This window comes from Acinetobacter johnsonii (assembly GCF_048551975.1).
GTDB lineage: Bacteria > Pseudomonadota > Gammaproteobacteria > Pseudomonadales > Moraxellaceae > Acinetobacter > Acinetobacter johnsonii_A.
The window spans coordinates 1-251 of sequence record NZ_JBIMCF010000322.1; the positions used below are offsets into that span (position 1 = coordinate 1).

1 pseudogene is annotated in these 251 nt (G+C 33.5%); it reads left to right on the forward strand.

The window, feature by feature from the left end:
- Nucleotides 1–11 precede the first annotated feature (11 nt).
- A pseudogene (locus tag ACG9ZB_RS17650) lies at nucleotides 12–116 on the forward strand (5'/3'-nucleotidase SurE); the annotation flags it as partial.
- Nucleotides 117–251: the final 135 nt, after the last annotated feature.

Here is a 251-nt window from a genome sequence, read left to right on the forward strand (position 1 = left end):
AGGTTGAGTAAGACTTTTTCGATGTGGAATATGGTTTTGTCATTATTACGCCTATTCAGATGGATGCAACCAACTATGAAGTTTTGCATGCATTACAAGTGCAAATAAGTGCTTAAAAGTCACTACAGTTGAGCAATACAAGGAATGTATTCAGCTGGTTGTTATAACTTTGTGAAAATACGCGCCGAGATACTATTTTCACTTACTTTTTTGCTATTCTTAGCGCAAATTAATCTGATTATTTTTTGTAT